Annotated in this window: 17 protein-coding genes; 7 read left to right on the top strand and 10 right to left on the bottom strand. The window is 71.5% G+C overall.

Annotated features, from left to right (window positions below):
- Nucleotides 1-58: 58 nt before the first annotated feature.
- The 4 genes from AB0M67_RS23915 to AB0M67_RS23900 form a co-directional block, all read right to left on the bottom strand.
- Nucleotides 59-922, bottom strand: coding sequence for a serine hydrolase (locus AB0M67_RS23915; RefSeq protein ID WP_365748460.1), 864 nt, complete (start codon nucleotides 920-922; stop codon nucleotides 59-61).
- 193 nt (nucleotides 923-1,115) lie between these two features.
- Nucleotides 1,116-2,795 carry a thiamine pyrophosphate-binding protein gene (locus AB0M67_RS23910; protein ID WP_365748458.1) on the bottom strand — a complete coding sequence of 560 codons (1,680 nt, stop codon included), beginning with the start codon at nucleotides 2,793-2,795 and terminating at the stop codon, nucleotides 1,116-1,118.
- Nucleotides 2,792-3,802 carry an agmatinase gene (gene speB / locus AB0M67_RS23905; RefSeq protein WP_365748456.1) on the bottom strand — a complete coding sequence of 337 codons (1,011 nt, stop codon included), beginning with the start codon at nucleotides 3,800-3,802 and terminating at the stop codon, nucleotides 2,792-2,794. The genes AB0M67_RS23910 and speB overlap by 4 nt, the downstream gene beginning before the upstream one ends.
- A gap of 163 nt (nucleotides 3,803-3,965) precedes the next feature.
- On the bottom strand, nucleotides 3,966-5,441 hold the full coding sequence (locus AB0M67_RS23900; protein WP_365748454.1) for a sodium:solute symporter: 1,476 nt from the start codon (nucleotides 5,439-5,441) through the stop codon (nucleotides 3,966-3,968).
- Nucleotides 5,442-5,569: 128 nt separating this feature from the next.
- Between AB0M67_RS23900 and AB0M67_RS23895 the strand changes: the two genes are divergently transcribed.
- On the top strand, nucleotides 5,570-7,006 hold the full coding sequence (locus AB0M67_RS23895; RefSeq protein ID WP_365748453.1) for a PucR family transcriptional regulator: 1,437 nt from the start codon (nucleotides 5,570-5,572) through the stop codon (nucleotides 7,004-7,006).
- Nucleotides 7,007-7,118: 112 nt separating this feature from the next.
- On the opposite strand, the gene AB0M67_RS23890 is transcribed toward AB0M67_RS23895, so the two are convergent.
- Entirely contained in the window at nucleotides 7,119-7,325 is a 207-nt protein-coding gene (locus AB0M67_RS23890; RefSeq protein ID WP_365748451.1) for a hypothetical protein, read from the bottom strand.
- A gap of 104 nt (nucleotides 7,326-7,429) precedes the next feature.
- Nucleotides 7,430-13,657 carry a DNRLRE domain-containing protein gene (locus tag AB0M67_RS23885; protein ID WP_365748570.1) on the bottom strand — a complete coding sequence of 2,076 codons (6,228 nt, stop codon included), beginning with the start codon at nucleotides 13,655-13,657 and terminating at the stop codon, nucleotides 7,430-7,432.
- 292 nt (nucleotides 13,658-13,949) lie between these two features.
- Between AB0M67_RS23885 and AB0M67_RS23880 the strand changes: the two genes are divergently transcribed.
- Entirely contained in the window at nucleotides 13,950-15,143 is a 1,194-nt protein-coding gene (locus tag AB0M67_RS23880; protein WP_365748449.1) for a histidine kinase, read from the top strand.
- Here AB0M67_RS23880 and AB0M67_RS23875 read toward each other — a convergent pair.
- Complete coding sequence (locus tag AB0M67_RS23875) at nucleotides 15,084-15,662, bottom strand: response regulator transcription factor (protein ID WP_365748448.1); 579 nt, start codon at nucleotides 15,660-15,662, stop codon at nucleotides 15,084-15,086. The two genes, AB0M67_RS23880 and AB0M67_RS23875, sit on opposite strands and share 60 nt — an antisense overlap.
- 278 nt (nucleotides 15,663-15,940) lie before the next feature.
- On the opposite strand from AB0M67_RS23875, the gene AB0M67_RS23870 reads away from it, so the two are divergent.
- The gene (locus AB0M67_RS23870; protein ID WP_365748446.1) at nucleotides 15,941-17,098 is read left to right on the top strand and encodes an acyl-CoA dehydrogenase family protein; all 1,158 of its coding nucleotides are present in this window, start codon (nucleotides 15,941-15,943) and stop codon (nucleotides 17,096-17,098) included.
- 40 nt (nucleotides 17,099-17,138) lie between these two features.
- Here AB0M67_RS23870 and AB0M67_RS23865 read toward each other — a convergent pair whose 3' ends face one another.
- Nucleotides 17,139-17,918, bottom strand: coding sequence for a phosphatase (locus AB0M67_RS23865; protein WP_351388471.1), 780 nt, complete (start codon nucleotides 17,916-17,918; stop codon nucleotides 17,139-17,141).
- A 150-nt stretch (nucleotides 17,919-18,068) separates the two neighbouring features.
- On the bottom strand, nucleotides 18,069-18,719 hold the full coding sequence (locus AB0M67_RS23860; RefSeq protein ID WP_365748445.1) for a TetR/AcrR family transcriptional regulator: 651 nt from the start codon (nucleotides 18,717-18,719) through the stop codon (nucleotides 18,069-18,071).
- 114 nt (nucleotides 18,720-18,833) lie between these two features.
- Here AB0M67_RS23860 and AB0M67_RS23855 point away from each other — a divergent pair, with 114 nt between their 5' ends.
- Genes AB0M67_RS23855 through AB0M67_RS23840 form a run of 4 tightly spaced genes read left to right on the top strand, consistent with a single transcriptional unit; the run spans nucleotide 18,834 to nucleotide 24,573 of the window.
- Entirely contained in the window at nucleotides 18,834-20,465 is a 1,632-nt protein-coding gene (locus AB0M67_RS23855; RefSeq protein WP_365748443.1) for a carboxyl transferase domain-containing protein, read from the top strand.
- An 8-nt stretch (nucleotides 20,466-20,473) separates the two neighbouring features.
- The gene (locus AB0M67_RS23850; protein WP_365748441.1) at nucleotides 20,474-22,447 is read left to right on the top strand and encodes a biotin carboxylase N-terminal domain-containing protein; all 1,974 of its coding nucleotides are present in this window, start codon (nucleotides 20,474-20,476) and stop codon (nucleotides 22,445-22,447) included.
- Complete coding sequence (locus tag AB0M67_RS23845) at nucleotides 22,444-23,391, top strand: hydroxymethylglutaryl-CoA lyase (RefSeq protein WP_365748439.1); 948 nt, start codon at nucleotides 22,444-22,446, stop codon at nucleotides 23,389-23,391. The genes AB0M67_RS23850 and AB0M67_RS23845 overlap by 4 nt, the downstream gene beginning before the upstream one ends.
- Before the next feature lie 6 nt (nucleotides 23,392-23,397).
- A complete protein-coding gene (locus tag AB0M67_RS23840) occupies nucleotides 23,398-24,573 on the top strand; it encodes an acyl-CoA dehydrogenase family protein (RefSeq protein WP_365748437.1) in 1,176 nt (391 codons plus the stop codon).
- Between the two features lie 60 nt (nucleotides 24,574-24,633).
- Here the strand turns inward: AB0M67_RS23840 and AB0M67_RS23835 are convergent, their stop codons facing one another.
- Nucleotides 24,634-26,262, bottom strand: a complete 1,629-nt coding sequence (locus tag AB0M67_RS23835; protein WP_365748569.1) for a beta-N-acetylhexosaminidase — start codon at nucleotides 26,260-26,262, stop codon at nucleotides 24,634-24,636.
- Nucleotides 26,263-26,313: the final 51 nt, after the last annotated feature.

Genomic DNA, 26,313 nt, shown 5'->3' with positions numbered 1-26,313 from the left:
CCTTGATGGGACCTCGGTGCTGAGACCTTCCGCGACCTTCTGAGACCTTCCGAGACCTCTAGGCGCCGGCCTGGGCGAGGTCCTTGTGGACGGCCCTGGCGACGGCCTGGATGGTGTTGATGCCGTCGTTCATCGTCTTGTCGTCCTGGGTGAGCACGGCGATCGTGTAGTCGTGGCCCTTGCCCGTGAACGCGCCGACGCTGTGCACGCGCCAGCCATGGGTGGACCGCTGGAGCCAGCCGTTCTTGAGCTGGACGGTGGCGCCGGCCGGGGCGCCCGCCGGTACGCCCCAGCGCTGGGACGGGATGACCTTGCGCATCCGGTCCAGGATGAAGGCGCGCGAGTCGGCGCCGAGCACGGTGTTCTCGGCGGTGACCAGGGACAGCAGCTGCCCCTGGTCCTCCGCGGTGATCTGGGTGAGGCCCCAGGAGCCTCCCGCGCCGGGAACGGTCCGGGTCATCCCCGCCGCCTTGAGGAAGCCCTTGACCTTCGTCGAACCGAGCTGCTTCCACAGTGCGCTGGTCGACGCGTTGTCCGACTTGGTGATCATGGCCGTGGCGAGCTCGGTCTCACGCTCGGTCAGCTCGCGGTTCGTCTTCCGCGCGTCCCAGAGCAGGGTCGCGAGGACAGTGACCTTGACCACACTGGCGGAGTCGAACTGCCGCGTGGCACGGAGGCCGCAGCGCGTATGGGTCGTGCGGTCGTGGACGGCGAGGGCCGTGGTGGACTTCCGGCCCTTGAGCGACGCGGTGATGTCCTTGGCGAGCTCGGCCCCGAGCCCGGCCCTGTCCGAGGTGCAGGCGACGGCCGGAGCCGCCGCCCCGGCGGGCACCGCTCCCGCGGTCATCGGCACGAGTACGCCCGCCGCCAGGGCAGCGGCGAGCGGGCCCCGGGCACGCCGGAGTATTCGCTGGTGAGTCATGAAGGATTCCCACCCCTGGTGCGTCAGCGAGCGCGCTCTCCGCGGCGCGCTCGCTGAACATGATGCACACGTACGAGTGAATGGTTGTACGGCCAATCGATGTCGCGATTGTCACAACTGTCGCCCTTGCCGCACGCGCCGCCCGGCACCCGCGGGTGCCGCACCGCCACCCCCCACGCCCACGGGCTCCCGGTCAGAGGTGGGTCGGGGCGAACATCCTGAGCAGGGCGGGCAGTACGACCACCGACGGGCCCGGTGCCGCGAGGGCCTCGGCCAGGTCCTCGCGCAGGGACTCCGGGGTGGTACGGACCGCCGGGACACCGAAGGACTCGGACAGCGCCACGAAGTCCGGGCGGGACAGCTCGGTGCCGGTCGCCTCGCCGAAGGCGTCGGTCATGTACTCGCGCAGGATTCCGTAGCCGCCGTCGTCCACGATCAGCCAGGTGACGGGCAGGCCGTACTGGCGGGCGGTGGCGAGCTCCGCGAGCGAGTACATCGCGCCACCGTCGCCCGAGACCGCGAGAACCGGTTTCGTACGGTCGGCCGCCGCCGCGCCCAGGGCGGCGGGGAAGGCGTAGCCGAGACCGCCGGCTCCCTGGCCGGAGTGCATCGGGCCCGGCCAGGCGGACCAGGCCCAGTAGGCGAGGATCGTCATGTCCCAGAAGCTGGGGGCCGCGGCGGGCAGGGCCTCGCGTACGGAGGCGAGCACCCGCTGTTCCAGGGTGAGGTCCTGGGCGGCGATCCTCGCCCGTACCTTCGTCAGGACCGTACGGACCGACTCCGCGCCCGCCGGGTCCCGGCGCTCGCTCACCGCGTCCAGCAGCGCGGCCAGCGCGTTGCGCGCGTCGGCGTGGATGCCGAGAGCGGGGTGGTTGGACTCCAGCTTGCCGAGGTCCGCCTCGATCTGGATCACCCGGCCGCGCGGCCTGAACGTGTGGTAGTTCGAGGAGAGTTCACCGAGCCCGGAGCCGACCACCAGCAGGACGTCCGCGTCTTCGAGGAAGTCCGTGGTGTGGCGGTCCTCCAGCCAGGACTGGAGCGAGAGCGGATGCTCCCAGGGGAAGGCGCCCTTGCCGCCGAAGGTGGTGACGACCGGGGCGGACAGCTTCTCGGCGAGCGCGCGGAGCTTGCCCGCGGCGTCGGCGCGTACGACTCCGCCGCCCGCGATGATCGCCGGGCGGGCGGCGTTCGACAGCGCGTGCGCGGCCACCGCGGTCAGTTCGGGACGGGGCAGCAGCTCGCGCGGCGTGGCGTCCATGGCGCTGACGACCGGCAGGGACGTCTCGGCGAGGAGGACGTCCTGCGGGATCTCGACCCAGACCGGGCCGTGCGGCGCGGTGAGCGCGGACTCCCAGGCCGCCGCGATCGCGGACGGGATCTGGGAGGCGGCGCGGACGGGGTGCACGGACTTCACGATGTCGCGGAAGGACGCCTGCTGATCGCGGAGTTCATGCAGATAGCCGTGCCGGCCGCCGCCGAGCCCGGCCGTCGGGACCTGACTGGAGATGGCGAGGACGGGCGCCGAGGCGGCTGCCGCCTCCTGGAGCGCGGCGAGCGAGGTCAGGGCGCCCGGGCCGGTGGAGAGCAGCAGCGGGGCGACCTCGCCGGTGACCCTGCCGTACGCGTCGGCGGCGAAGCCCGCGTTGTTCTCGACGCGGAGGCCGACGTACTGGAGCGAGGACCGGCGCAGGGCGTCGAACATGCCCAGCGCGTGCTGTCCCGGCAGCCCGAACACGGTCGTGGCGCCGAGCCCGTACAGCGTCTCGACGACCAGGTCACCGCCGTTGCGCCCGGCGGGCGGCGCCAGGGCCGCGGCGGTCTGTTCCGGGGTGAGGGGCCGGGGCCCGTGGTCGTGATCGTGGTCGTGGGTCACTTCGACGCCCTTCCCGCGGCGATCTGCCGGGACATGATCGTCGTCAGTTCGTACGCCGTGTGGGAGGCGGCGACGGACGTGATCTCCGCGTGGTCGTACGCGGGCGCGACCTCGACGACATCCGCCGAGACCAGACGGCAGGAGGCCAGCCCCCGCACTATTTCGAGGAGTTCACGGGAGGTCAGCCCGCCCGCCTCCGGCGTGCCCGTGCCCGGGGCGTGCGCCGGGTCGAGCACATCGATGTCGATGGAGATGTACAGCGGACGGTCCCCGATGCGCTGCCGCAGCTGGTCCGCGATCTCGTCCACGCCCCGGCGCATCACATCGGCGGACGTGACGATCCCGAAGCCCATCTTGGCGTCGTCGTCCAGGTCCCGCTTGCCGTACAGCGGGCCGCGCGTACCGACGTGGGAGAGCGCCTCCGTATCGAGGATGCCCTCCTCGACGGCCCGGCGGAACGGCGTGCCGTGGGTGTACTCGGCGCCGAAGTAGGTGTCCCAGGTGTCCAGATGGGCGTCGAAGTGGAGCAGCGCGACCGGGCCGTGCCGCTTCGCCACCGAGCGCAGCAGCGGCAGCGCGATGGTGTGGTCGCCGCCGAGGGTCATCAGGCGCGCGCCGGTCCCGAGCAGTTCGTCGGCCGCGGCCTCGATGGTGTCGACGGCCTCGTTGATGTTGAACGGGTTGGCGGCGATGTCCCCGGCGTCGGCGACCTGCGCGAGCGCGAACGGGGAGGCGTCCTGGGCCGGGTTGTACGGGCGCAGCAGGCGCGACGCCTCCCGGATCGCGTTCCCGCCGAAGCGGGCACCGGGACGGTAGGAGACGCCGGTGTCGAAGGGGACGCCGACGACGGCGACATCGGCGGTGCCGACCTCGTCGAGGCGGGGCAGCCGGGCGAAGGTCGCCGGGCCCGCGTAGCGCGGGACGCGGGACGAGTCGACCGGGCCGCGTGGCCCGTCGTCATGGCCCCCGGCGCCGGTGACCTGGGATTCGTTGCCGTTGCTGCTCATCGTCGGGCCTCTCCGGGTATTGCTCGTGTGGCTCCGCGCGCCTCCGCGCGGCTGCGTACCGCTGTGCTGCGCCGCGTACCGATACGCGTCGCTGTGTGGTGCTCTGTCAAGAATGGACCGGCCCACTGACAAGGGGCCGGTCCGGGTCGTGCGTCGCCCGCCCTCAGCCCACGGGAACGGCTGGTTCGGACGGGGTCTCGTCATCGGCCTCGCCCGCGAGCCGGCGCCGCCACGCGGCCAGCACCGCTTCGTCCGTCGGCCTGGTCGCCAGGCTGACGATCAGATAGGCGGCCAGCGAGGACAACAGCCCGTAGTAGACGGGCTCATTGGCGAGGATGCCGTACGTCGCCATCAGCCCCACGACGGCCAGACCGCCGACGATCACGCCGGCCAGCGCGCCGTACACCGTCCCGCGCTTCCAGAGCAGACCGCCGAGGATCGGCACCAGCAGCCCGCCGACGAGCAGGTTGTACGCGACGGTGAGCGCCTCGACGACATCGTTCAGCGCGATCGCGATGACGATGACGCCGATCCCCATGATCAGGATGAACAGCCGGTTCCCCTTGACCTCGTCGTGCTCGGCGCCGTCCGCCCCGCCGCCCCGGCCGCCGGCCCTCCGCAGCCGCGACCAGATGTCGTTGTTCGCGACGGTGGCGCAGGCGATCAGGGCGCCCGAGGAGGTCGACATCACGGCCGCGAGTGCGGCGGCCAGCACCAGCCCCCGTACACCCATGGGCAGTTCGTCCTTGACGATGGTCGCGAACGCGTCGTCCGCGCTGCCCAGATTCGGGTAGAGCACCTTGGCGGCGGTCCCGATGACCGCTCCGGCCAGCGCGTACACCAGACAGTACGTACCGGCGACGGTGCCGCCCCAGCGCGCCACCTTGTCGCCGCGCGCCGTGAACACCCGCTGCCAGATGTCCTGTCCGATCAGCATGCCGAAGGTGTAGATCAGCACATAGGTGAAGATCGTCTCGCCGCCGATGCCGAACGGCGCGAAGTACTCGTCCGGCAGCTGCGCCCTCATCTCGCTGAACCCGCCCGCCTTGACCACCGCGATGGGCAGCAGAAGCAGCAGCACCCCGACGGTCTTGACCACGAACTGCACCATGTCGGTGAGCGTGATGGACCACATGCCGCCGAGCGTCGAGTACGCGACGACGATCGCGCCGCCCAGAATGATCGAGACGGTGCGGTTCAGATCGAAGAGGACATCGAAGATCGTGGCGTACGCGATGGTCGAGGTGACCGCGAGCATGAGCGTGTACGCCCACATCACGATGCCCGAGATGACCCCGGCCCGGCCGCCGTAGCGCAGATCGAGCATCTCGGAGACGGTGTAGACCTTCAGCCGGGCGATCCGCGCGGAGAAGAAGACGGAGAGGGCGAGCAGGCCGAGGCCGATGGTGAAGACCATCCAGGCGCCGGAGAGCCCGTGCTTGTAACCGAGGCCGACCCCGCCGATCGTGGAGGCGCCGCCGAGGACGATCGCGGCCATCGTGCCCGAGTACATCCAGGGACCCAGCCTGCGGCCCGCGACCAGGAACTCGCTCTTGGACTTGGCGCGGCGCATGCCCCACCAGCCCATGGCCAGCATGCCGGCCAGATAGACGACGATCACCGCGTAATCGACAGCCATGGGCTTTCTCCGTCTCGATTCGGACTCTTCATCCCGCGTTCTTGTGGGTCATGACGGTAGGTGGCCGGAAAGCATCGCTGAAGTGTACGTTTCATCCATCCCGCAGACGAATGATGGATGGAACGTCCATGACGAACCCCACCGCGCGCCCCGCCGCTCCCCCGCCCACTCCGCCGATTCCACTGGCCGCACTGCTCGCGGACCGTGACCTCGGGCTGCGCCGGATCGCCGGGCCGCCGGACGACGGTTCCCAGGTGGTGCACTGGGTGCACACCTCCGAGATGGCCGATCCGTATCCGTATCTGCTCGGCGGGGAGCTGCTGCTGACCGCCGGTGTCCAGCTCAGCGACGCGTACGCGGACGAGTACGCGGCGCGGGTGGTCGAGGCGGGCGCGGGGGCGCTCGGTTTCGGGGTGACGCCGGTGTACGACACGGTGCCGCCCGCGCTCGTCGAGGCGTGCGACCGGCACGGGCTGCCCCTGCTGGAGGTACCGCCCAGTACCCCGTTCACCACGGTCGCACGCGGGGTGTGGCGGCTGATGGCGGAGGCACGCCACCGTGAGCTGCGCCGGGTGACCCAGGCGCAGCAGGGCCTGGCGGCAGCCGCCGCGCGTCAGGACCCGGTGCCCGCGGTGCTGCGGCAGCTGGCGACGCGGCTGAGGGGCCGCGCGGTGCTGTTCGCGCCGGACGGCGCGGAGCTGTACACCACGGGCCACGCCCCGTCGCCGGGGGCGCGTACGGCCCTCGCCCGGCTGGCCCGGGTGGTACGTGGCGGACCGGCGTCCGCCACCGACACCGCCCAGGGCGCCCATCTCGCCGCCTACGCGCTCGGCGGCGGCCAGGGCCTCGTCCTCGGCGTGGTCACCGGGGTGCGTGAGGCCGGGGACCACACCGTCGCCGGCGTCGCCGTCGTCCTGCTGTCCCTGCTCACGGCCCCGCATCAGAGCGCGGCCGAGGCGGGCCGGTCGGCGGCGCTCGTACGGCTGCTGCTCGGGGCCACGCCCGCCGAGGCCGCGCCGCTGCTCGGGCCGGGGCCGTGGAGGGTGGTGCACGCGCGCGGCGGCTCCACGCCGTTCGCGGCGGGCGCGCTGGCGGCGGAGCTGGGCAGCGCGCTGGTCGAGACGGACGGCACCACGACCCGGATCGTCACCGACCGCGAGGTCACCGCCAGGCCCGGCTGGACCCTGGGCGTCAGCGAGCCGGTGGAACCGGTGGAGCTGGCCGCCGCCGACGCCCGCGCCGAGCGCGCGCTGCGCCGCGCCGAGGCCACCCGTACCCCGCTCGTACGCCACCAGGGGGAGGGCCTCACCGGCCTGTTCGCCCCCGAGGAGGCCGCCGCCCACGCCCGTACCCGCCTCGCGCCGCTCACCGGCTCCCCTGCCCTGACCGAGACACTGCGCGCCTGGCTCTCGCTGCACGGCAACTGGGACCGTACGGCGGTGGCCCTGACCGTCCACCGCAACACCGTCCGCCAGCGGATCGCACGCTGCGCGGCCCTGCTGGACGCGGATCTGGACGACGCCGACGTACGGATGGAGCTGTGGTTCGCGCTGCGCTGGGCGTGACGTGAGGCGGCGGACCCGCCCGAGGCGACGGGCCGTAGGCCTGGCGACCGGAGCGGTCAGCCCGGCTTCCGCCGCGTACTCCTCATGACCGGCGCGCGGGAGGCCGTAGGCGTCACTCTTCCTCTCCCCGCCGCGAAATCCTCTCGAACAGCCACGCACCCGCGAATACGACGGACGAACAGGCGAAGCTCACGGTCGACGCGGCCCTGCCCGAGACGATCCAGAAAACGATCCCCGTAACGAAGGCGACCACCCCGAGGAGGAAAAACGCGCCCGAATTCCTGCCTGACTCACTCACTTTCCTGCCTGACTCACTCACTTCGACTCCCTGTCTTCCCGTTCGCGACTGTCGATCCAACTCTCGGCACCGCTGCTCTCCGCCCCCTGGTTTCCCAAGGAGCGGAGAGCAGCGGAGGCACTATGTCATCGCCGCCAACTCGACCACCACGACGACTTCTTGCGGTGGCTTCCGGCGGCCACGCGGTGTGCCCCGCGAGCGGGGTACCGCTTGACGGCCCACCTCGTGACAGCCCTCTTCACGCCGTAGCGGCCAACGGCTCCGAATACGGAGCCGAAGGGGCCGATGCCCGTGGCGCCCGCCACTCCAGCGCGCGCGATCGAACCGAATGACGCCCTCCGGTTCCCGTACCACTTGGCCCCGGCGCCGGCGGCGGCACCGGCGACGACGGCGCATCCGGCCGCGGCCAGACCGGCGGTGAACAGACCGCAGCCGATTCCCGCCGCGGTCGCGGCGATGCCGACCCGGTGCCTCTTGACCCATCTCTTGGTCTTCTTCCAGCTCCACCACTTGCCATCGAGGTCGAACTGGTTGACGGGGTCGCCCGGGTACGCGTACGCGTTGTCGCCGCCGCTGTACACCGGGTCCACGGACAGGAAGCGGCCGGTGGCCGGGTTGTAGAGGCGTACGCCCATGAGGACGAGGCCGGTCACGGTCTCCGCGGACCGCTGCTTGGCGCCGAGCCAGCCGTAGCGGGCGGCGGTCCTGCCCGGCCTGGGGTTGCCGTACTCGTCCGCGTCCAGGGCGACCGGGGCCTTGCCGGTGTCCAGCGGGAGCTGGAGGGCGATGTCGCCATGGATCGTGGACAGTTGCAGGACGGTGTCGCCGGTCCTGCCGGTGGTGGCGGCGAGGTCTCCGGACGCGGAGTCGACGTTGCGGGTCAACGCGCCGCTCGTGGTGTCCTCGACGATCCAGCGCGGGTTGTCGCCGTCGCCGTCGTAGTGGTTGAGCTTGGCCGCGGTCCGCGTCCAAGTGCTGCCACTTCCGGTCTCCGTCGTCCAGGAGCGGAAGCGCAGCGCCGCGTCGAGCTGCCAGGTCTGCCGCTTGCCGTCCGCGGTCTGCTGGTACGCCAGGTCGTTCGCGTAGTAGCCGACGGTGCCGCCGCCGGGCAGGGCGGTGGTGCGGCCGAACGCGTCATAGACGGAGCCTGAGTTGACGATCCGGTCACCGCTGTCGTAGGTGGAGGTGGCGGTGCTGCCTCCGCCGGCCGGGCAGTCGGCGCCGGGCGTGCCGGTCGCGGTGGTCAGGGACGTGCGGTTGGTACGCGCGTCGAAGGCGTACGCGCGGCGGGTGCAGATCGTCTCGGAGGTGTCCTCGACGGTGGTGAGCCGTCCCACGGCGTCGTAGCGATACGTCTGGTCCGACCAGCCGGCATGGCTCGCGACCTGGCCGTGTATGGACTCGGTCACGGTGTCGGAGTAGACGATCGTGCCGTCGCCGTCGCGGGTGTAGGTGCGGTCGACGGCGGAACCGGTGGTGTCCTCGGTCTGCTTGAGGGTGTAGCCGCCGGGCAGCTTCTCGGTGGCCACCGAGCCGTCCGCGTCGTAGGTGGACTTGAAGGTGCCCGCGACCGAGTCGGTGATGCCGGTGGCGAGGCCACGGGGTTCCGCGGTGTGGTCGTAGGTGTACGTGACGGTGGACGGAGCGGTGTCGGTGACTTTGACCGGTCGGCCCAGCAGGTCGTACGCGGTCGTGGTGGTGCCGTTGTCGGCATCGGTGTAGGAGATCTGGCGGCCGAGCTTGTCGTACACCTTCGTGAGGGTGCCGCCGGTGGGTGAGGTGGTCCTGACGGCCTGGCCGGTGGCCGGGTCGTACTCCGTGGTGGATTCGGGCACCGTCTGGCCGACGCCTCCGGTGACGGCGGTCTTGATCCGGCGGCCCGCGCTGTCGTACGTGCTGGTGGTGGTGCGGGCGGTGCCGTTCGCGGTCTCGGTGACCTGGCTCGGGTTGCCCCACCAGTCGTACTCGGTCGTGGTGACCGGCAGCCCGGCCGGGTTGCCGCCGCCGCCGGTGATCGCGCCGCCCGCGGAGGTGGCGCAGACCAGGTCCGCCCACTCGGGACGGCCGGCGCACGCGCCGGTGCCGGTCGCGGACCAGTAGGTCGTCACGCGAGTGGCGGCGTCGGTGCCGGTGGCTCCGGGCAGCAGCTGCTTGACCGTGCGGCCCTGGGCGTCGTACTCCGTGGTCTCGCTGATGGCGAGCCCACCGGGGTCCTTGACCGTCGTGGCCGGCAGGCCCTTGGCCCAGTCGAACACGGTCCGGGTGACCCGGGTCTCGCCGTGTACGGACGGCTGCTCGCGCACCTGCGCGCCGACCGTGGCCTTGGTGACCTGGTCCTTGACCTTGGCGGTGCCATCGGTCGGACGTCCGGCGTCGTGCTCGTTGACCGTCCAGGCGCGCGCGGTGACCGACGTACCCGCCGGGATCAGGGTGGTGGCGCCCTGCTTGAGGTCGGCGGTCAGCTCGATCCGGCGCAGCGGCCCGAATTCCTCCAGTTCCCGGGTGCCGGTGTCGTTGTGTACCGAGCGGGTCGCCAGCAGGTCGGCCCGTTCGGCGCTGGTGAGCCGCGCGATGCCGAGGTCGGCCTGCACGGCCCGGTCGTCCGCCGTCAGGCCGAGCGCCACGGCCCGGTTGGCCGCGTTCAGTTCACGGACGGTGTTGCCGAACCGGTCGTACTCAGTGGTGGTGAGGTACCCGCCAGGGATGGCCGAGTTGACCTCACGGCCGGAGACGCCGAGGTAGTGGACCGCGGCCCGCCTGTAGTCCGTCGCGCCAAGCGAGCCGCCGGAGTTCGAGGCGGGGACGGCGTCGGCCGGGAAGACCGCGGTCGCGTCGGTCGGGGCATCCAGCTGACCCCACGCCTTCACGTCCGCCGCGCCCATCGCGTACGGGGCGGCGGCGCCGGTCGGCGGCACGTCGTAGACGACGCTGGTGGCGGCGGTGCCTTCCTCGACGTCCGCGGTGCCCTGCTTCAGCCCCGGGCGACCGGCCTTGAGCAGCATGCCGTCACCGGCGGTCGCGGCGTTGCCCGCCTTGCCGTAGGTGAACGTCCAGGGAAGTTCGCCGGGCGGCGTGAGCTTGGCGACGCGGCCGGCGGCGTCGTACTCGTACCGCGTCTTGAGGGCCGGAGAGATACGGGGGTTCCACGTCTCGCGCAGCCGCCCCTCCGTGTCGTACGCGTACGACGCGATCGCGGAGACCTTGGAGGTCGCGGCCCCCGGCTCGGTGGCCCACAGGCGGATGGACTTCACCCTGCCGACCACATCACCGAACGCGGTGTCCGTCGCGGTGGTGGACAGCGGATACAGATATTCCAGGACCCGGCAGCCCCTGGTGGCCGGATCGGCGGCGCACTCCGCCGCGGTCACCGCGGAGGTGGGCGCGATGATCAGCTTGGGCCGGGCGACGGCCTTGCCGTCGTAGGTGGTCTTGGTGGAGATGACCGTGGTCGTGGAGTTGGACAGCCCGTCAAGGAGCGTGCTGGAGACCTGCCACGTCGGCACGGACGGGTCGGGCTTCGTGAACTCCGTGACGGTGCCTTCGGTGTCGGTGAGCGTGAAACCGCCGCTCACGGCGCCCTTGAGGGTCAGGTCCTCCGAGCCCGGCTCCGGGATCCATCCGGTCTTGGCCGCGTTGGCGGTGAAGTGGGTCTGCTCGCCTTCGGAGTCGACGATGGCCACCGCGGTGTCGGAGATCCTGCGGAGGTGGGAGTAGTCGGAGTCCGTCATCTCGGCGGTGGTGCCCGATACCCACTCCTTACCGAAGATCGGCGCCTGCCCCTCCTGTGCGGCGCCCTTGTCGGGGGTACGGGACGAGGCCGTACGCGAGACGGACAGGTCGAACGCGGAAGCATCCGTGGCCGACAGGCCATAGTCACCGGTCAGCAGGTTCACCGTGCCGGGGCCCACCTCCTGGGTGGCGGCGCCGTCCGCGTTACGGTCGACGACCACGCTCAGCGGTTCGGTGCTGCCCGAGGCGCCGCCCGGTCCGGTGAAGTCGGCCTTGATCCGCACGGAGCCGTCAGGGTCGACGGTTCCGGCGGCGTTCCACACGAGCTGCGCGTTCCTGCCGCCCGTCAGCGGTACCGGCCAGGCGGTCAGCGCCCGGCCGCCGGAAGTGACGTCCCCGACCGGGATCCGCACCCACGGGTCCGCCTCGGAGCGGCGCCAGGAGAAGGAGACGCTGTCGTACGTGCCGGACTCGGCCTCGGCGACCAGCGGCAGCCGGCGCGCCGTGCGCTCGCCCTCGGAGGGCTGGACGAAGCCGCCGGGACCGGCGTGGAAGGTGTACTCGACGGCCTCGGACTTGTTGTCCGCCTTGTCCACGGCTCGCACCTGGAGTGTGTGGGTGCCGTCCTTCGGCGGGGCGATGCCGATGGCCTTGTCCGCACCGGACCCCCCGGTGGCGACCTTGGCCCAGGTCACGCCGTCCAGCGACCATTCCAGCCAGTTGTGGTCCGCGCCGGGCGGGGTGACGGTGAAGGTGCCGGTCTGACCCGCGCCCTTGACCCACTTGTCCTTCGGGTAGTCCGCGGAGGTGATCTTCGAGGGCGCGGAGGGCGCCTTGGCGTCGACGGTGAACGTCTTCCAGGCCGACCAGCCGGTGTTGTAGTGCGTGCCGTCGTACGGCGAGGTGCGGAACTTGTACGTCCTGCCGTCGGTCAGCACCCCGGACGGCACGGTCACCGAGGCGACCTGCCCGGAGGGCACGTACTTCGACACCATCGCATTGCCGACCTGGGTGTCGGTGGCGCTGTCGAAGATCTGGAACGTGCCGTTGACCTTGTCGCCGTCGGCGTCCACGAAGGTGTCGCGCAGCGTGGGCGTCACGGTGTTGACCACGTAGGCGCCGCTGTACGAGAAGTACGGCGGTCCGGCCTCCTGCTTGGTGCCGGTGCGCGGCCGGTAGTTGTACGTGACGACCAGCTTCGGCGGGTTCGAGGCGGCGTTGGCGGAGTTGACCCGCTTCCACTGCGCGGTCACGGCTTCGTCCGAGGCACGCAGGCCCAGGTGGCCCCGGGCCGCCTTGGCCGAAGCCCACTCCTGCACGAGCGTTGTCACATCGGCCTTGATCCACCCGTCGGGCTGCGTGGCGCACCCGGCGTTGCCGGTGGTCTCCGTGGAGGTGGCCTTCTTCACGGTCATGACCGGGCGGTTCGTCCACCGGCTGGAGGTGGACGCCGCGCCGGAGGACCACACTTCCCATGGATAGAGCTTGCAGTCGGTGTTGCCCGAGTGGAAGTTCCACAGGCTCAGCTTCGCGTCCAGCACCAGCGCGTCCTGGACCGGCGTGGTGTTCCAGGAGATGAACGACTGCGCCGTGCGAGGCGTACCGTCGGCGTTCTTGGTGCCCGGGTTGCCGAAGTCCAGCTCGGTGTCGGCGGACCAGTCGACGGTCTCGCCCTGCTGTACGTAGGTGTCGAAGACGTTGCCCAGCGACGAGGTGGACGGGTCGACGGTGACCGGGTACGTGGTGTCCGGGTCGGCGAGGAACTTCGCGTCCGGGGTGATCACCAGGTCGACGGACGAGCCCTTCCGTACGACCTCCAGGCCGACCCTGGCCCGGTTCGTGTGCTCACCGGACCGCGCGTCGACGGCGGCGTCCCACATCACCGGCGCGGGCATCACGGCCTGCTGCTTGTTCTTCCCGTCGGTGAACTGCACGCTGCCGTCGGGCAGTTGCTTCACCGTCAGCCCCTTGGCCTTCAGCGGCAGCGTGTAGGAGTAGCCGCCGTCTCCGGGGCTGCCGGCATCGGGGCGCTCCTTGATCTCGACGTACTGCTCGAATCCGGTACGCGTGGCCTCGACGACCACGTCCGCGCCCGGAACGGCGTTGACGTACTCCGCCCGCGTGCCGGTCAGTTTGGGCTTCGGCAGTCCGCCCTTCCACTGGAGCGTGATCTGCTGGTCACCATCACCGAGCGTCACCAGGTCGGTGGGCTTCGCCTCGCGCGTGGCCCACAGGGAGGTGGCGGGTGTCCCCGTCCGGCCGGCCAGCCGCAGCCTGCCCGGGTGGGCCTTCGGCTCGACCCCGCCGGAGACTTCCTGGAGGTTCACGTCGACGTCGGTCCACCGGCCGTCCCGCTCGAAGCGGACCGGTCCCGCGGCCAGCTCGGTGGTGAGACTGCCGTCCTCGTTCGCCCACGTCGTGGACGTCTCGGTGCGCTCGCTCAGCGCCTCCACGCGGTGGCCGTACAGCCGGGCGGCGACGCGGGCCGAGGGGATCGTCGCCGCCTCGCGCGCGCTCGGGCTCTCCGGCTCGGCGGCGGCGTCCTGGCGCGGACGGGCGAGGTTCAGGGCCACGGCGTCGCCGGAATTGGCCACCAGCAGCGCGGTTTCGGCGGCGAGGAGCATGGCGGCGCCGAGCGCGATGCGGGGCAGTACGCGTCTTCGGCGGCGGAAGGCCGACTCGGACCCTGCCCACTCCTGTGGCGGTGGCACGGTATGTCTCATCGAACAGTCCCCCTGGCACGTCGGAGATCTACGAGCGCCCGTTACCTACGAGCGCCCGATCTGATCACCTCCGCGATCACCAAAGAAGTGAGATCTTCACCAATCCCCGCGCACAACCTTTCCGCCCTTCGCGCGGTCGTCCATGGGCGTTGAGGTGTGTCGGAAGGGAAGTGCCGTGCGGCGTCGAACGCGGATGACTCAGGCGACCGGAGTCGCCTCCGTCTCCCTCGCCCTGCTGGTGACCGGGTCACTCGCGCTGATCGCCGTGGACGTGCTGGCGCAGCCCTTGAGCAAGGGAACGCTGATCACCGGCCTCATCCTGCTGATCCTGCTGCCCGCTGTCCTGCTCGGCCAGTACGCGCCGCCGCCCTACCGTCTCCCGTACCGGTGGCGCTGGGGTCTGCTCGGCCTTCAAGTGCTTCTCACCTACCCGCCGGTCCTCGTCTTCGAGTTCAAGTGGCTGAGCCTGCTGGGTTTCCTGGCCGGTGCCGTACTGCTCACCGTGCCCCGGCCCGCGTCGATCGTCATCGCGCTGGCGGTGGCGGCGAGCGGTCCTCTGCTGGTGCACAGCAGCCTGGTGAGCACGTCGCGCGGCGGCATGAGCGTGCTGGTGTCCACGGTGATCACGGGCAGCGGTGTGTACGCCGTCGTCCATCTCGCCCTGCTCGCCGCGCGCCTTCAGGCGTCACACAGTCAGGCCGCCCGGCTCGCCGAGCACCGCGAGCGGGCCCGTATCGCGCAGGACCTGCACGACCTGGTCGGCTCATCGCTCGTCTCCATCGCCGTACAGAGCGAGAACGCCCTGCGCCACACGCCGGCCGCCACCCCCGGTCACCAGGTGCTGAGCGAGATCGCGACGCTGGCACGGCGAGCCCACGGCGAAGTGCGCGGCATCACCGGAAACCGCGCCTCCGCCCAGCTGCACACGGAACTGGCGCACGCCCAGCGACTGTTGTCCCAAGCCGGGATCAGCACCCGCACCACACTCCCGCCGCAGGTGGACCTGCCCGGCCTCGTGAGCGACTGCCTCGGTGCCGTACTGCGTGAAGGCATCGGCAACGTCCTCCAGCACAGCCAGGCGTCCCGCTGCGACATCGAGGTGACGACGACCGCGGGACGCCTTCGGCTGTCCGTCGACAACGACGGCGTCCCGCCGACGGCGGGCGGGACCGGATCAGTCAGTGGACCGGGCAGTGGCCTGGCAAACCTGAGATTCCGGACACTGGCCCTGGGCGGCACGCTCACCACGCACATCGATGGCGGACAGTGCGTCCTGACCGCGGAGCTCCCCCTTGATCCGCCGGATCCGGCAGATCCGGCGGATCCGCTAGATCCATCCATGACGCTCGGCGATACGGATCGCGTCCACAAGGGAGCGCGCGTGTAGCTTCCCCACCACCGAGGACAGCCGATTGCGGACGGTGCCCAGACCGAGGAACAGCTCGGCCGCGATCTCCCGCGCGTCCGCCCCGCTCGCGGCGAGTCTCAGCGCCTCGGCCTCGCGCGCCGTCAGTGGAGTGACCGACCCCAACGAGTCCGCGAGCTCCCGGGGTTCGATCACCCGGCCGCCGGCGCTGACCGTACGCACGGCGTCCGCGAGCCCCTTCGGAGACACACTCTTGAGCAGATAGCCCGCTGCCCCGGCGTCGAGGGCACGCCGGACGTAACCGGGCCGGTCCATGGCCGTGAGCATGATCGTGCGGCAGGCCGCCACGGGCAGCTCACGCGCCAGCGCCAGTCCGTCCATGCCGGGGAGGTCGATATCGAGCAGCGCGACATCGGGCGAGGCGCGTCCGAAGACCTCCAGGGCTTCCCGCGCGTCGGCCGCCTGCCCCACGACCTCGATACCGAACGCGCTGCCGAGCAGAGCCACCAGGCCCGCCCTGACCACCTGCATGTCTTCCACGACGAGCACCTTGATCACCCCGGCAAGCTACCCGCCCCTCCGCGGCGTCCTGACACGGCCTCTCCCTTTCCGTCGCCCGCTGACGTCGCCGACCGTAGGCGCTGACCGGCGGATACGCCCGCCGTCGGGGGCCTGGACACCGCGACGAACCTCCGGGTAACTTGAGTGAGCAAGCGCTTAGCCATCGGGGTGGGCAACCATCGATTGAGCGACCCCGACGGCGAGCGACCACCTCCGCGAGAGCGGCGGCGGTTCAGCCACGAAGAGAGGGGCACCTCGTGCGCCGCACCGTGTACAACGAGGACCACGAGGCGTTCCGGGAGACCATCCGCGCCTTCATCGAGGCCGAGGTCGTCCCCGTCCACGACGAGTGGTACGCGGCGGGGCAGGCGCCCCGCGACTTCTACTACCAGCTGGGCGAGCTGGGCATCTTCGGCATCGAGGTGCCCGAGGAGTACGGCGGCGCGGGCGAGGAGTCGTTCAAGTTCCAGGCGGTCATCTCCGAGGAGTGCGCACGCGCGGGTGTCTCCTTCGGCGGCTCCGGGGTCCATGTCGCGCTCTGTCTGCCCTACTTGAAGGCGTACGCCACCGACGAGCAGAAGAAGCGCTGGCTGCCGGACTTCGTCAGCGGCCGGACGATGTACGCCATCGCCATGACCGAGCCGGGCACCGGCTCCGACCTGGCCGGTATGAAGACCACCGCCAGGCTCTCCGAGGACGGCACACACTATGTCCTGAACGGCTCGAAGACCTTCATCACCGGCGGGGTGCACGCGGACCGGGTCATCGTCTGCGCCCGTACCGCCGCCCCGACCGCCGAGGACCGCCGCCACGGCATCTCGCTGCTCGTCGTGGACACCGGGTCCGAGGGATACGCGGTCGGCCGGAAGCTCGACAAGCTGGGCCTGCGGGTCTCCGACACCGCCGAGCTGTCCTTCACCGACGTCAGGGTCCCGGTCGGGGATCTGCTCGGCGAGGAGAACAAGGGCTTCTCCTACCTCGGCCAGAATCTGCCGCAGGAGCGGCTGGGCATCGCCGTCGGCGCGTACGCGCAGGCAGCCGCCGCGGTCCGGTTCGCGCAGGCGTACGTCCAGGAGCGGACGGTCTTCGGCAAGAGCGTCGCGTCGTTCCAGAACACGAAGTTCGAACTGGCCGCGTGCAAGGCCGAGGTGGACGCGGCGGAGGCCGTCGTCGACCGCGCGCTGGAGGCCCATGACCTGGGCGAGCTGTCCGCCGCCGAGGCCGCGTCCGCGAAGCTCTTCACCACCGAGGTCGCGCACCGCGTCATCGACAAGTGCCTCCAACTGCACGGCGGCTACGGCTATATGAACGAGTACCCGATCGCCCGGCTGTACGCGGACAACCGCGTCAACCGGATCTACGGCGGCACCAGCGAGGTCATGAAGATGATCATCGCCAAGTCGATGGGGCTGTGACGAGGAGCGACAAGGGGGCGGGCCGGCGGCGGCCGTAAGGTCAGAGCAGGCCCGCCTCGTTGAGCAGGTAGGCGGTCATCGGGTCGTAGAAGCGCGGATCCGTGACATGGTCGTCCAGCGGGACGGTCACCTCCACCGTGCCCTCCGCCTCGGCGATGAAGAGCGCCGGGTCGTTGCAGTCCGCGTAACCGACCGAGTCCAGTCCGCGCTGGCCCGCGCAGCCCGCCCAGCCGTGGTCCGCGACCACCAGATCGGGCTGCGGTCTGCCCTCGCGCTCCAGACCGTCCAGGATCGCCCGCATCGGCTCCGGCGAGTGCGTGTGCCAGAGGGTCGCGCCGCGCTCCAGCATCGCGACATCGGCGAACTGGAAGACCATGCCCTCGTCGGCGGTGAGCCCGCCCGGGATCCGGATGATCTCGCAGCCCGCGGCCCGCAGGGCGTCCGCGGTCTGCCGGTGCACATCCAGCAGCCCGCCCGGGTGGCCGGTCGCGAACAGCACGCGCTGCTTGCCGGCGGCGGCCTTGCGCAGCCGGGCCGCCAGCCGCTCCAGTCCGTCCACGGTCAGCTCGGGATCGATGGTGTCCTGGCCGGCCCGGTGCTCGGGGTCGTCGCTGACCCCGCACCGCTCGGCCATCACGGCGAGCACGTCCTGCTCGTCGGTCCAGCGGTCGCCCAGCTCCAGGCCCAGCCAGTAATGGCGGTCGCCGTTGGCCAGCTTGCGGTAGTGGGAGAGGTTGTTGTCACGGGGGGTGGCGACGTCCCCGGCGATACGCGTTCGGACGAGATGGTCGACAAGGGCGGCACGGCTCGGTATCGGCATGAACCCATTGTGCCGTCCGGCCCGCGCGCCGCGCCGGTTGTGCCGGTTCCCGGACGGTCTTCGGCCGGTCTTCGACCAGCCCGGACACCGGTACGCACCTCGTTGTCGTGGTACGCCCGCCCTCACCCGCGACCGGCGGGCTCCCCCGGCTCAGCCGCGACCGGCGGCGTCCCCCGGCTCGCCCGCCTCGGCCGTCTCACCCGTCTCGCCCAGCGCCGCGAACGCGCCGTGCGCCAGGCGGCGCAGCAGTGATTCCGTCGCCGCGCGACCGGGCAGGCCACCGCCCGGTGAGCCGAGGTGCGGCGTCGAGTTCAGCAGGCCGAAGACCGCGTGCACCGCGCCCCGCGCCTGGGATTCCGGGACGGTCGGATGCAGCTCCCTCACGACCGTGACCCACAGCTCCACGTACTGCCGCTGGAGCTGGCGCACCAGCTTGCGGTCGCTGTCCCTGAGCCGGTCGAGCTCCCGATCGTGGAGGGTGATCAGCGGGCGGTCGTCGAGCGCGAAGTCGATATGCCCGTCGATCAGCGAGGCCAGTACGGCGGCCGGGTCGCCGGCCGCGCCCGCGCCCCGTACCCGCAGTTTCCCGCCGTCCAGCAGCCGTCCGCTGATGCCGACCAGCAGCTCGGCGAGCATCGCGTCCTTGCCCGCGAAATGGCGGTAGAGGCCCGGCCCGCTGATGCCGACGGCCGCCCCTATCTCGTCGACACCGACGCCGTGGAACCCCCGCTCGGCGAAGAGGCGCGCGGCCTCGCTGAGGATCTGCTCGCGGCGGGTCGGGGCCGCGGTCCTGGTGCTCATGAGAAATCATTCTAGACAGGGCCGTTAGCGGTCGTTAACCTGAAGACAGCACGTTAACGCTCACTAACTCACCGAACCCGGCCACCAGTGAACCCAGCGAAGGGGCTACGAGCGATGCGGCAGGCACCAGTGCTGGCGAGCGCCGCCGATCCGGCGTCCGAGGCGTGGCAGGCCAACGAGGCGGCCCATCAGGAGCTGGCCGACGGCCTGCGCGCCCGGCTCGTCGCCGCGCGCCTCGGCGGCGGCGAGAAGGCGCGCGCCCGGCACACCGCGCGCGGGAAGCTGCTCCCGCGCGACCGGGTGGACACCCTCCTCGACCCCGGCTCGCCCTTCCTTGAGCTGGCGCCGCTCGCGGCCGAGGGGATGTACGGCGGAGCCGCCCCGGCCGCCGGGGTGATCGCCGGCATCGGCCGGGTCAGCGGGCGCGAGGTGGTGATCGTCGCCAATGACGCCACGGTCAAGGGCGGTACGTACTACCCGATGACGGTGAAGAAGCACCTCCGCGCCCAGGAGGTGGCTCTGGAGAACCGCCTCCCCTGCCTCTATCTGGTGGACTCCGGCGGCGCCTTCCTGCCGATGCAGGACGAGGTCTTCCCCGACCGCGACCACTTCGGCCGGATCTTCTACAACCAGGCCAGGATGTCCGGCGCCGGTATCCCGCAGATCGCCGCGGTACTCGGCTCCTGCACGGCGGGCGGGGCGTATGTCCCGGCGATGAGCGACGAGGCCGTGATCGTCCGCGGTCAGGGCACGATCTTCCTGGGCGGGCCACCGCTGGTGAAGGCGGCGACCGGCGAGGTCGTCACGGCCGAGGAACTGGGCGGCGGCGAGGTGCACTCCCGGGTCTCGGGGGTCACCGACCATCTCGCCGAGGACGACGCGCACGCGCTGCGCATCGTCCGCACGATCGTCTCCACGCTCCCCGAGCGCGACCCGCTCCCCTGGTCCGTCGAGCCGGTGGAGGAGCCCAAGGCCGACCCCGCCGGGCTGTACGGCGCGGTGCCGGTGGATTCCCGTACGCCCTACGACGTCCGCGAGGTGATCGCGCGGCTGGTCGACGGCTCCCGGTTCGCCGAGTTCAAGTCCGAGTTCGGGACGACGCTGGTCACCGGCTTCGCGCGGATCCACGGCCATCCGGTCGGCATCGTCGCCAACAACGGCATCCTCTTCTCCGAGTCGGCCCAGAAGGGCGCGCATTTCATCGAGCTGTGCGACCAGCGCGGCATCCCGCTGCTCTTCCTCCAGAACATCTCGGGCTTCATGGTCGGCCGGGACTACGAGGCGGGCGGGATCGCCAAGCACGGCGCGAAGATGGTGACGGCCGTCGCCTGCGCGCGGGTGCCGAAGCTGACGGTCGTGGTCGGCGGTTCGTACGGCGCGGGCAACTACTCGATGTGCGGCCGGGCCTACTCCCCCCGCTTCCTGTGGATGTGGCCCAACGCCAAGATCTCGGTGATGGGCGGCGAGCAGGCCGCCTCCGTGCTGGCCACCGTCAAGCGCGACCAGATCGAGGGGCGCGGCGAGGAGTGGCCCGCAGAGGACGAGGAGTCCTTCAAGGACCCGATCCGCGCGCAGTACGAGACCCAGGGCAACGCCTACTACGCGACGGCGCGCCTCTGGGACGACGGTGTGATCGACCCGCTGGAGACCCGCCAGGTGGTGGGTCTGGCCCTGACCGCGTGTGCCAACGCCCCGCTGCCCCGGAGGGACAGCGCGGCGCAGGGCTTCGGCGTCTTCCGGATGTGAGGGTGGGAATGTTCGACACGGTTCTGATCGCCAACCGCGGCGAGATCGCGGTCCGCGTCATCCGCACCCTGCGGGCTCTGGGCGTGCGCTCGGTCGCGGTGTTCAGCGACGCGGACGCGGACGCCCGGCATGTACGGGAGGCCGACACCGCCGTACGGATCGGGCCCGCCGCCGCGACCGAGAGCTATCTCCGCGTCGACCGGCTGCTGGAGGCGGCGGCCCGTACGGGCGCCGGCGCGGTCCACCCCGGCTATGGCTTCCTCGCCGAGAACGCCGGCTTCGCGCGCGCCTGCGCGGACGCGGGGCTGGTCTTCGTCGGCCCGCCCGCCCCCGCCATCGCGCTGATGGGCGACAAGATCCGCGCCAAGGAGACCGTGCGGGCCGCCGGGGTCCCGGTGGTGCCCGGCTCCTCGGGCGGCGGGCTGAGCGATGACCAACTGGCCGAGGCGGCGCGCGGGATCGGCATGCCGGTGCTGCTGAAGCCCTCGGCGGGCGGCGGCGGCAAGGGCATGCGGCTGGTGCGGTCCGAGGCGGCGCTCGCCGAGGAGATCGCGGCGGCCCGGCGCGAGGCGCGCTCCTCCTTCGGGGACGACACGCTCCTGGTGGAGCGGTGGGTGGACCGCCCGCGCCATATCGAGATCCAGGTACTGGCGGACACGCACGGGAACGTGGTGCATCTGGGCGAGCGCGAGTGCTCGCTCCAGCGCCGCCACCAGAAGGTCATCGAGGAGGCGCCGTCCGTCCTGCTGGACGGGGCGACGCGCGCGGCGATGGGCGAGGCGGCGGTCCGGGCGGCGCGCTCGTGCGGATACGCGGGCGCGGGGACGGTCGAGTTCATCGTCCCCGGCGGCGACCCGTCGTCGTACTTCTTCATGGAGATGAACACCCGTCTCCAGGTCGAGCACCCGGTGACCGAACTGGCGGTGTCGGTCGACGGGAAGCGCGGCCTTGATCTGGTGGAGTGGCAGCTGCGGATCGCCTCCGGTGAGGAACTGCCCTTCGGCCAGGACGGCATCGCGTTCGACGGCCACGCGGTGGAGGCGCGTGTGTGCGCCGAGGATCCCGCCCGCGGCTTCCTGCCCTCCGGCGGTACGGTGCTCGCCCTGAGCGAGCCGGAGGGCGACGGCGTACGGACCGACTCGGGCCTCTCCGAGGGCGCGGAGGTGGGCAGCGCGTACGATCCGATGCTCTCCAAGGTCATCGCGTACGGCCCCGACCGCGCCACGGCCCTGCGTAAGCTCCGCGCGGCGCTCGCGGAGACGGTCACGCTCGGGGTCCCGACGAACGCCGGATTCCTCCGCAGGCTGCTGGCCCATCCCTCGGTGGTCGCTGGCGAGCTGGACACGGGTCTGGTCGAGCGCGAGGCGGCGGGGCTGCTGGCGGAGACGGTCCCGCCCGAGGTGTACACGGCCGCGGCGGCGGTCCGTCAGACGGATCTGCTGCCGCCCGCGACCGCGGGATGGGTGGACCCCTTCTCCGTACCGGACGGCTGGCGTCTGGGCGGCGTGCCCCACCCGGTCAGCCATCCGCTGCGAGTAACGGGACTTGAACCCGTGACGGTCGAGGCGCCGCCCGCGGACCGGTCCCGGGTGGAGCCCGGCCGGGTCACGGTCACCGTGGACGGAGTGACCCACACCTTCCACCGCGCGGGCGACTGGCTCGGCAGGGACGGGGACAGCTGGCACGTCCAGGACTTCGACCCCGTCGAGGCCGCCCTGCGCGGGGCCGCCGGGGCGGGCGGCCTGGACGCGCTGACCGCGCCGATGCCCGGGACGGTGACCGTCGTGAAGGTGGCCGTCGGGGACGAGGTGACGGCCGGGCAGAGTCTGCTGGTCGTCGAGGCGATGAAGATGGAGCACGTCATCTCCGCCCCGCACGACGGCACGGTCACCGAGCTGGACGTCACCCCCGGCTCCACCGTCGCCATGGATCAGGTGCTGGCCGTCGTCGCGCCGGCCGGCCCCGCCGAGGAGGAGTCATGACCGAAGGACTGCCCATGGAGGTGCCCGCGCAGGGCGTGCCGCCCCGGGTCCGTATCCACGAGGTGGGCGCGCGCGACGGGCTCCAGAACGAGAAGGCGGTCGTACCGACCGCGGTCAAGGCGGAGTTCATCCACCGCCTCGCCCACGCCGGGCTGACCACCATCGAGGCGACCAGCTTCGTCCGCCCCGAGTGGGTGCCCCAACTGGCCGACGCGGAACAGCTGTTCCCGATGCTCGCCGATCTCGGCGGCGCCCCCGACATCGAGCTTCCCGTACTCGTGCCCAACGGGCGCGGGCTGGAGCGCGCGATGGCGCTGGGCGTCCGCCGTATCGCCGTGTTCGGCAGCGCTTCGGAATCCTTCGCCAAGGCCAATCTGAACCGGTCGGTCGACGAGTCGCTCGCCATGTTCGAGCCGGTCGTCGCCCGGGCCCGGGAGGACCGGATGTGGGTCCGCGGCTATCTCTCGATGTGCTTCGGGGACCCCTGGGAGGGCCCCGTCCCGATCCATCAGGTCGTCAGGGTCGCCAAGGCCCTCAGGGACATGGGGTGCGACGAGCTGAGCCTCGGGGACACCATCGGCGTCGCCACCCCCGGTCATGTGCAGACGCTCCTCGCCGAGCTGAACGAGGAGGGGGTGCCGACCGACGCGATCGCGGTGCACTTCCACGACACCTACGGCCAGGCGCTCGCCAACACCCTCGCCGCGCTCCAGCACGGAGTGACCACCGTGGACGCCTCCGCGGGCGGCCTCGGCGGCTGCCCGTACGCGAAGAGCGCGACCGGCAATCTCGCCACCGAAGACCTCGTGTGGATGCTCGACGGCCTCGGTATCGAAACCGGCGTCGATCTCGGCCGGCTCGTCGCCACCAGCGAGTGGCTGGCCGAACGGCTGGGCCGCCCCAGCCCTTCCCGTACCGTACGCGCCCTCTCCCACAAGGAGTGACCATCGATGTCCCTGGACCACCGGCTCTCCGCCGAGCACGAAGAACTGCGCCGCACCGTCGAGGAGTTCGCCCACGAGGTCGTCGCACCCAAGATCGGCGACTTCTACGAGCGCCATGAGTTCCCCTACGAGATCATCCGTGAGATGGGCCGGATGGGGCTGTTCGGGCTGCCGTTCCCGGAGGAGTACGGCGGCATGGGCGGCGACTATCTCGCGCTCGGCATCGCCCTGGAGGAGCTGGCCCGCGTCGACTCCTCGGTGGCGATCACCCTGGAGGCCGGGGTCTCGCTCGGCGCGATGCCCCTCCATCTCTTCGGTACGGAGGAGCAGAAGCGCGAGTGGCTGCCCCGTCTCTGCTCGGGCGAGCTGCTCGGCGCGTTCGGCCTGACGGAGCCGGACTGCGGTTCGGACGCGGGCGGCACGCGCACCACCGCCGTGCGCGACGGCGACTCATGGGTGATCAATGGCACCAAGTGCTTCATCACCAACTCCGGTACGGACATCACGGGCCTGGTCACGGTCACGGCCGTCACCGGCCGCAAGGAGGACGGCCGTCCGGAGATCTCCTCGATCATCGTGCCGTCGGGCACCCCCGGCTTCACGGTCGCGGCCCCGTACTCGAAGGTCGGCTGGAACGCGTCGGACACCCGCGAGCTGTCCTTCGCGGACGTCCGCGTCCCGCTGGCCAATCTGCTCGGCGAGGAGGGCCGTGGGTACGCGCAGTTCCTGCGCATCCTCGACGAGGGCAGGATCGCGATCTCCGCACTGGCGACCGGGCTCGCCCAGGGGTGTGTGGACGAGTCGGTGGCGTACGCGCGCGAGCGGCACGCGTTCGGCCGGCCGATCGGCGCCAACCAGGCCATCCAGTTCAAGATCGCCGACATGGAGATGCGCGCGCACATGGCGCGGATCGGCTGGCGGGACGCGGCCTCCCGGCTGACGCACGGCGAGCCGTTCAAGAAGGAGGCGGCGCTGGCGAAGCTCTACTCCTCGACGGTCGCCGTCGACAACGCCCGTGAGGCCACCCAGATCCACGGCGGATACGGCTTCATGAACGAGTATCCGGTCGCCAGGATGTGGCGGGACTCGAAGATCCTGGAGATCGGTGAGGGGACGAGCGAGGTCCAGCGGATGCTGATCGCGCGGGAGTTGGGGCTGGCGGAGCTGAGCCCGACGGGCTGAGGCCCACCGGGCGCCGGGGGTGTGACGCAGCCCCCCGGCGCCCGCGCCCCGCGGGCGCTGTCAGCCGGCCGGCCAGTTCACCAGCGGCGAGCGGTAGTAGTCGATCCCGAGCGCCGCCATACGCGGCCCCTGCGCCGCGAGCCGGACCTTGTAGGTGTCCCAGTCGTGCGTGGCGGCCGGTGACCAGCCCAGCTCGGCGATGCCGGGCAGCCGCGGGAAGGCCATGGACTCCAGCTGATCGCTCGTCGCGAGAGTCTCGGTCCAGAGCGGCGCCTCGACACCGAGTACCGCGTCCTCGGGCACGCCCGCGCCGGCGAGGTAGGTGGCCGGGTTCCAGTCGTAGGAGCGGTCCACCTCCGTATAGCCGGCCCAGGACTGGCCCAGCACAGTGGTCCTGTCGTACTTCATGTCGAGGTACGTCCGGTCCGCCGGGGAGAGGATCAGCCCGGTGCCCTTCTTGGCCGCCGCCGCGACCTGCGCGCGCTCGGCCGCGCTCGTGGCGTCGTACCCCCAGTACTGGGCGACGGCCCCCTCCACCGGGGTGGCGCCGGTCAGCTGATGCCAGCCGACGACGGTCTTCCCGTACTTCCGGACGACGGCCTGGGTCCGCTCCATGAAGGTCACATAGTCGGCGTGGCTGGTGGAGTGGGCCTCGTCGCCGCCGATGTGGAGATACTTCCCGGGTGTGAGGGCGGCCACCTCCCGGATCACATCGTCCACGAAGTCGTACGTCACCTCCTTGGGCGCGCACAGCGAGCTGAAGCCGACCGCCGTGCCGGTGTAGAGCGGGGGCGCGACGCCGTCGCAGTTCAGCTCGGCGTACGAGGCGAGGGCTGCGTTGGTGTGGCCCGGCATGTCGATCTCCGGGATCACCTCCAGGTGACGGGAGGACGCGTAGCTCACCAGCTCCCGGTACTGGGCCTTGGTGTAGTAGCCGCCCGGTCCGCCGCCGACCTGGGTGGAGCCGCCGTAGGTGGCCAGCCGCGGCCAGGAGTCGATGGCGATCCGCCAGCCCTGGTCGTCGGAGAGATGCAGATGCAGCTTGTTGATCTTGTAGAGCGCCAACTGGTCGATATAGAGCTTGACCTGATCGACCGTCAGGAAGTGCCGTGAGACATCGAGCATCGCGCCGCGGTAGGCGTAGCGCGGGGTGTCGGTGACGGTGCCGCCCGCGACGGTCCAGGGGCCGCGCTGGGTGGTCCGCTTCTCCACGGAGGCGGGCAGCAGCTGGCGCAGGGTCTGGACGCCGTGGAAGAGCCCGGCGGGCTCCTGGGCGGTGATGGTGACGCCGCCGCGGCCGGACTCCAGGCGGTAGCCCTCCTCGCCCAGCTCCCGGTCCCTTCCCCGGTCCCGGCCGGGGCCCCGGTCGTCGGAGCCGACGAGCCGCAGCCGGATGCCTCCCTCGCCGCGGCGGTCGGTGACGGGCAGCGCGTAACCGGTCGAGGGCCGCAGCAGCCCGGCCAGATACGAGCCGATCCGGCGGGCCTCGCGAGCGTCCTCGTGCGACCGGCCCTCGATCTGGATCTTGCTGCGCGCCGTGAGGGCGTATGCCGCCCCGCCCGCCCTGACCTGGGCGGGAGCGGGCACGATCTGATCGAGCGGGCGCGCGGCGGACTCATGGGCGGGGCCCGGAGGACCGCCCGGAGCGCCACTCGGAGCGGCTCCGATGCCGGCGATACCGGCCGCCATGACGAGCAGCAGCGAACCGAACAGACGGGGTAACGTGCCGTGCTGTCTCAC

It is taken from the genome of Streptomyces sp. NPDC051662, from assembly GCF_040681655.1.
In the GTDB taxonomy this organism is placed as follows: domain Bacteria; phylum Actinomycetota; class Actinomycetes; order Streptomycetales; family Streptomycetaceae; genus Streptomyces.
The sequence above is the reverse complement of the archived record's forward strand: the minus strand, read 5'-3'. Positions and strand labels throughout refer to the sequence as shown.

Coding starts and splice junctions, on each gene's coding strand:
- AB0M67_RS23915 (WP_365748460.1), bottom strand. CDS start 922: ATGACTCACCAGCGAATACTCCGGCGTGCCCGGGGCCCGCTCGCCGCT.
- speB (WP_365748456.1), bottom strand. CDS start 3,802: ATGAGCAGCAACGGCAACGAATCCCAGGTCACCGGCGCCGGGGGCCAT.
- AB0M67_RS23900 (WP_365748454.1), bottom strand. CDS start 5,441: ATGGCTGTCGATTACGCGGTGATCGTCGTCTATCTGGCCGGCATGCTG.
- AB0M67_RS23895 (WP_365748453.1), top strand. CDS start 5,570: ATGACGAACCCCACCGCGCGCCCCGCCGCTCCCCCGCCCACTCCGCCG.
- AB0M67_RS23885 (WP_365748570.1), bottom strand. CDS start 13,657: ATGCTCCTCGCCGCCGAAACCGCGCTGCTGGTGGCCAATTCCGGCGAC.
- AB0M67_RS23880 (WP_365748449.1), top strand. CDS start 13,950: ATGACTCAGGCGACCGGAGTCGCCTCCGTCTCCCTCGCCCTGCTGGTG.
- AB0M67_RS23865 (WP_351388471.1), bottom strand. CDS start 17,918: ATGCCGATACCGAGCCGTGCCGCCCTTGTCGACCATCTCGTCCGAACG.
- AB0M67_RS23860 (WP_365748445.1), bottom strand. CDS start 18,719: ATGAGCACCAGGACCGCGGCCCCGACCCGCCGCGAGCAGATCCTCAGC.
- AB0M67_RS23855 (WP_365748443.1), top strand. CDS start 18,834: ATGCGGCAGGCACCAGTGCTGGCGAGCGCCGCCGATCCGGCGTCCGAG.
- AB0M67_RS23850 (WP_365748441.1), top strand. CDS start 20,474: ATGTTCGACACGGTTCTGATCGCCAACCGCGGCGAGATCGCGGTCCGC.
- AB0M67_RS23845 (WP_365748439.1), top strand. CDS start 22,444: ATGACCGAAGGACTGCCCATGGAGGTGCCCGCGCAGGGCGTGCCGCCC.
- AB0M67_RS23840 (WP_365748437.1), top strand. CDS start 23,398: ATGTCCCTGGACCACCGGCTCTCCGCCGAGCACGAAGAACTGCGCCGC.
- AB0M67_RS23835 (WP_365748569.1), bottom strand. CDS start 26,262: ATGGCGGCCGGTATCGCCGGCATCGGAGCCGCTCCGAGTGGCGCTCCG.